Consider the following 5,000-nt stretch of genomic DNA (forward strand, 5'->3'; position numbering starts at 1 on the left):
AGGGTCCAGACATGTTCAGTAGGTGGGAGTGAGAGGTGTTATGGGTGGAGGACAATTTTTATTATATTTCATCTAATAGCAATAGGATATGAGAGGTGAAAAAGCAAAAGCAATAGTGCATTGTGATGTGGAGAATAAGGTGCATACGATGAAAAAGGTGATTTGTCATTTACAAGAGGTAGGTCGAAACAGAACATGAAAGTTGGTCGGTAGGTGGCATGCAGAGGTAGTTTCAAGGTGACAGGTTATGAAGATATGGTGCAAAAGACAAATGGATGGTGGCAGGCATAGTAAAATGATGGTGTGGAAGACATAGATGGTATTTGTTTTGCATTTACGGCACCGGATGCGGGCGATAATGACGGGAAGAGATTTAGTATGTGGGACAGAATTTCGGCGGCAGTATTGAGACCATGAGAGTAGCAAACGTAAGTCTAAAGGTTGTTTTATAGTAGTTAGGATGTAGGAAATGTATTCCGATAGGCCATTTTACATTTGGAGGGACGGTTGAAAGTGGACAGAGGAAAAGGTGCGGAAATGGCTGATTTTGATTGTTTATGTTTTGTGTGATAATTTTACATTTTTGCATAGTATTAGGTAGTTAGATGAAAGATGAATAGACATAGGAGTAAGAAAACATAGAATAGTTACCATTATTGGTAGGAGTGTGGTGGGGTGGTATAGTCCGCATTGGGATGTTACTTTCCTGTTATGGCATGGATTTCCCTTTAGGGTCTCTGAAGCGTATTTCCGTCACCGAAAAAGGCAGAAAAAGGGAAACTGAAGGGAGGATAGTAGTAAAGTTTGAATGGTGGTAGTGTAATGTATGATATCCGTTGGTTTTGGTTTCGGTTGTGAAAAGTTTTTTGGTATGATATTTTGCAAGTAGCATATATTTCTTGTGTGAGAAAGGTATATTTTGTATGTTCCCGCGCGTTTCCGTATTTTCCGCTTCCGTATTTTCCGCTTCCGTATTTTCCGCTTCCGTATTTTCCGCTTCCGCTTCCGCAGTAAAAAAAAGTGAGGAACTGGGTTACCCGGGGCACCTGTCACTTTGGAAAAAAAAAAGAAAAAAATATACGCTAAGATTTTTGGAGAATAGCTTAAATTGAAGTTTTTCTCGGCGAGAAATACGTAGTTAAGGCAGAGCGACAGAGAGGGCAAAAGAAAATAAAAGTAAGATTTTAGTTTGTAATGGGAGGGGGGGTTTAGTCATGGAGTACAAGTGTGAGGAAAAGTAGTTGGGAGGTACTTCATGCGAAAGCAGTTGAAGACAAGTTCGAAAAGAGTTTGGAAACGAATTCGAGTAGGCTTGTCGTTCGTTATGTTTTTGTAAATGGCCTCGTCAAACGGTGGAGAGAGTCGCTAGGTGATCGTCAGATCTGCCTAGTCTCTATACAGCGTGTTTAATTGACATGGGTTGATGCGTATTGAGAGATACAATTTGGGAAGAAATTCCCAGAGTGTGTTTCTTTTGCGTTTAACCTGAACAGTCTCATCGTGGGCATCTTGCGATTCCATTGGTGAGCAGCGAAGGATTTGGTGGATTACTAGCTAATAGCAATCTATTTCAAAGAATTCAAACTTGGGGGAATGCCTTGTTGAATAGCCGGTCGCAAGACTGTGATTCTTCAAGTGTAACCTCCTCTCAAATCAGCGATATCAAACGTACCATTCCGTGAAACACCGGGGTATCTGTTTGGTGGAACCTGATTAGAGGAAACTCAAAGAGTGCTATGGTATGGTGACGGAGTGCGCTGGTCAAGAGTGTAAAAGCTTTTTGAACAGAGAGCATTTCCGGCAGCAGAGAGACCTGAAAAAGCAATTTTTCTGGAATTTCAGCTGTTTCCAAACTCAATAAGTATCTTCTAGCAAGAGGGAATAGGTGGGAAAAAAAAAAAGAGATTTCGGTTTCTTTCTTTTTTACTGCTTGTTGCTTCTTCTTTTAAGATAGTTATCTGGTTGATCCTGCCAGTAGTCATATGCTTGTCTCAAAGATTAAGCCATGCATGTCTAAGTATAAGCAATTTATACAGTGAAACTGCGAATGGCTCATTAAATCAGTTATCGTTTATTTGATAGTTCCTTTACTACATGGTATAACTGTGGTAATTCTAGAGCTAATACATGCTTAAAATCTCGACCCTTTGGAAGAGATGTATTTATTAGATAAAAAATCAATGTCTTCGGACTCTTTGATGATTCATAATAACTTTTCGAATCGCATGGCCTTGTGCTGGCGATGGTTCATTCAAATTTCTGCCCTATCAACTTTCGATGGTAGGATAGTGGCCTACCATGGTTTCAACGGGTAACGGGGAATAAGGGTTCGATTCCGGAGAGGGAGCCTGAGAAACGGCTACCACATCCAAGGAAGGCAGCAGGCGCGCAAATTACCCAATCCTAATTCAGGGAGGTAGTGACAATAAATAACGATACAGGGCCCATTCGGGTCTTGTAATTGGAATGAGTACAATGTAAATACCTTAACGAGGAACAATTGGAGGGCAAGTCTGGTGCCAGCAGCCGCGGTAATTCCAGCTCCAATAGCGTATATTAAAGTTGTTGCAGTTAAAAAGCTCGTAGTTGAACTTTGGGCCCGGTTGGCCGGTCCGATTTTTTCGTGTACTGGATTTCCAACGGGGCCTTTCCTTCTGGCTAACCTTGAGTCCTTGTGGCTCTTGGCGAACCGGGACTTTTACTTTGAAAAAATTAGAGTGTTCAAAGCAGGCGTATTGCTCGAATATATTAGCATGGAATAATAGAATAGGACGTTTGGTTCTATTTTGTTGGTTTCTAGGACCATCGTAATGATTAATAGGGACGGTCGGGGGCATCAGTATTCAATTGTCAGAGGTGAAATTCTTGGATTTATTGAAGACTAACTACTGCGAAAGCATTTGCCAAGGACGTTTTCATTAATCAAGAACGAAAGTTAGGGGATCGAAGATGATCAGATACCGTCGTAGTCTTAACCATAAACTATGCCGACTAGGGATCGGGTGGTGTTTTTTTAATGACCCACTCGGCACCTTACGAGAAATCAAAGTCTTTGGGTTCTGGGGGGAGTATGGTCGCAAGGCTGAAACTTAAAGGAATTGACGGAAGGGCACCACCAGGAGTGGAGCCTGCGGCTTAATTTGACTCAACACGGGGAAACTCACCAGGTCCAGACACAATAAGGATTGACAGATTGAGAGCTCTTTCTTGATTTTGTGGGTGGTGGTGCATGGCCGTTCTTAGTTGGTGGAGTGATTTGTCTGCTTAATTGCGATAACGAACGAGACCTTAACCTACTAAATAGTGGTGCTAGCATTTGCTGGTTATCCACTTCTTAGAGGGACTATCGGTTTCAAGCCGATGGAAGTTTGAGGCAATAACAGGTCTGTGATGCCCTTAGACGTTCTGGGCCGCACGCGCGCTACACTGACGGAGCCAGCGAGTCTAACCTTGGCCGAGAGGTCTTGGTAATCTTGTGAAACTCCGTCGTGCTGGGGATAGAGCATTGTAATTATTGCTCTTCAACGAGGAATTCCTAGTAAGCGCAAGTCATCAGCTTGCGTTGATTACGTCCCTGCCCTTTGTACACACCGCCCGTCGCTAGTACCGATTGAATGGCTTAGTGAGGCCTCAGGATCTGCTTAGAGAAGGGGGCAACTCCATCTCAGAGCGGAGAATTTGGACAAACTTGGTCATTTAGAGGAACTAAAAGTCGTAACAAGGTTTCCGTAGGTGAACCTGCGGAAGGATCATTAAAGAAATTTAATAATTTTGAAAATGGATTTTTTTTTTTGTTTTGGCAAGAGCATGAGAGCTTTTACTGGGCAAGAAGACAAGAGATGGAGAGTCCAGCCGGGCCTGCGCTTAAGTGCGCGGTCTTGCTAGGCTTGTAAGTTTCTTTCTTGCTATTCCAAACGGTGAGAGATTTCTGTGCTTTTGTTATAGGACAATTAAAACCGTTTCAATACAACACACTGTGGAGTTTTCATATCTTTGCAACTTTTTCTTTGGGCATTCGAGCAATCGGGGCCCAGAGGTAACAAACACAAACAATTTTATTTATTCATTAAATTTTTGTCAAAAACAAGAATTTTCGTAACTGGAAATTTTAAAATATTAAAAACTTTCAACAACGGATCTCTTGGTTCTCGCATCGATGAAGAACGCAGCGAAATGCGATACGTAATGTGAATTGCAGAATTCCGTGAATCATCGAATCTTTGAACGCACATTGCGCCCCTTGGTATTCCAGGGGGCATGCCTGTTTGAGCGTCATTTCCTTCTCAAACATTCTGTTTGGTAGTGAGTGATACTCTTTGGAGTTAACTTGAAATTGCTGGCCTTTTCATTGGATGTTTTTTTTTTCCAAAGAGAGGTTTCTCTGCGTGCTTGAGGTATAATGCAAGTACGGTCGTTTTAGGTTTTACCAACTGCGGCTAATCTTTTTTATACTGAGCGTATTGGAACGTTATCGATAAGAAGAGAGCGTCTAGGCGAACAATGTTCTTAAAGTTTGACCTCAAATCAGGTAGGAGTACCCGCTGAACTTAAGCATATCAATAAGCGGAGGAAAAGAAACCAACCGGGATTGCCTTAGTAACGGCGAGTGAAGCGGCAAAAGCTCAAATTTGAAATCTGGTACCTTCGGTGCCCGAGTTGTAATTTGGAGAGGGCAACTTTGGGGCCGTTCCTTGTCTATGTTCCTTGGAACAGGACGTCATAGAGGGTGAGAATCCCGTGTGGCGAGGAGTGCGGTTCTTTGTAAAGTGCCTTCGAAGAGTCGAGTTGTTTGGGAATGCAGCTCTAAGTGGGTGGTAAATTCCATCTAAAGCTAAATATTGGCGAGAGACCGATAGCGAACAAGTACAGTGATGGAAAGATGAAAAGAACTTTGAAAAGAGAGTGAAAAAGTACGTGAAATTGTTGAAAGGGAAGGGCATTTGATCAGACATGGTGTTTTGTGCCCTCTGCTCCTTGTGGGTAGGGGAATCTCGCATTTC

General features: G+C 42.4%; 2 rRNA genes (1 of these 2 cut by a window edge). Both read left to right on the top strand.

The window, feature by feature from the left end:
• Window positions 1-1,950 precede the first annotated feature (1,950 nt).
• Window positions 1,951-3,760 (top strand): 16S ribosomal RNA (locus NE637_RS16005).
• Window positions 3,761-4,109: 349 nt separating this feature from the next.
• Window positions 4,110-5,000 (top strand): 23S ribosomal RNA (locus tag NE637_RS16010) (its annotated part continues 1,643 nt past the right edge of the window); the annotation flags it as partial.

The organism is Desulfovibrio desulfuricans, from assembly GCF_024460775.1.
Taxonomy (GTDB): Bacteria; Desulfobacterota; Desulfovibrionia; order Desulfovibrionales; family Desulfovibrionaceae; genus Desulfovibrio; species Desulfovibrio desulfuricans_E.